At 45.4% G+C, this 1,120-nt stretch carries 1 protein-coding gene; it reads left to right on the plus strand.

Features of this window, described 5'->3' with window-relative positions; all coding sequences use genetic code 11:
• Window positions 1-253 precede the first annotated feature (253 nt).
• Window positions 254-517, plus strand: coding sequence for a hypothetical protein (locus QUA04_RS29785; protein WP_333264439.1), 264 nt, complete (start codon window positions 254-256; stop codon window positions 515-517).
• The last annotated feature ends 603 nt before the right edge of the window (window positions 518-1,120 follow it).

The following is a 1,120-nucleotide window of genomic DNA, read 5'->3' on the forward strand; positions in this document are numbered from 1 at the left end:
CCAGATGAATATCCATAGGGTAGAAATCAAGTAGTGGTATCTCATTATACGGTTTTCACCAAAAACCCAGAAGAACCAAATATCTCTCTCCATTATGCCCAATCGTGCGTGCATTCTCAAACAACAATTTTTGCAAAGCGTTGCCTCACCTTAGGAAAAGCTGCTGCCAGATTCGTTAGTCCAGGAGCTTCTCGCGAATGAGAAGATCACCTACTACCAAAGCATCTACACACCGATAGTCACCTTGTGGCCGATGATATCCCAGGTACTCGATCCCGACAAAAGTTTGAGTCAAGCCGTGAAGCGGATGAGTACGTGGCTGAGTGCGGCCGGAGTCAAGCCTCCTTCTTCTGATACCGGGGCATACAGTAAAGCTCGTAAGCGACTACCCGAAAAACTCGTTCAACAGTTAGTACCCAAAGTCGCAGAGGAAGAGAGAAAAGCAAGTTCCCATCGAACAACAATGGTGTGGACGACGGGTGCGGGTACTAGATGGGACAACAGTGTTGATGAATGATACTGCTGCTAATCAAGCCGAGTATCCGCAACACAGCAATCAAAAAGCTGGGTGTGGAGGGACCCTCGCTAAAATAGTGGTACTCTTTTCATTGCTTACGCTTGGCTGTGGTATCCGCTGGCATAGCAGACGCAGGCGAGCAGTGAGATTGTGATGAGCCGTTTGATTTATGCAAATTTAGTCCCCGACGATGTAATATTGGCAGATCAAGCTTATGGTAATTAGGTCGATTTAGTTTTGGTGAAAGAGCAAGGAGCAGATGCTGTTTTTCGTAAAAATCATCTCCGTAAAACTGACTTAAGGGCGGGGAAAAAAGTTGGAAATTGGCGCTCACATACTTGTCAGTAATAAGCCCCAACAGTGTCCCAACACATGACTTTTGAGGAATTCGAGGCATTGCCGTCTAGTTTCATCGTCCGGGAAATATGCTTGCGAATTAAGCGCCGTGGCTTCTGAGCTGAGCGTATCATTGTAGTGACAACATTGGTGGATACCAAACGGTACACTGTTGAAAACTTGACTTTTTTATAGAACCCATTTGAGATCTTTTGGGCGAGCGAGTAAAATTGACAAAAAGAGGTAAATTTAATTAGATGGGGGTTG

This window comes from Microcoleus sp. S13_C5 (assembly GCF_036700845.1).
Taxonomy (GTDB): Bacteria; Cyanobacteriota; Cyanobacteriia; order Cyanobacteriales; family Microcoleaceae; genus Microcoleus.

Excerpts from the sequence above, each read along its gene's own strand:
- QUA04_RS29785 (WP_333264439.1), top strand. The coding sequence starts at position 254 with ATGATATCCCAGGTACTCGATCCCGACAAAAGTTTGAGTCAAGCCGTG.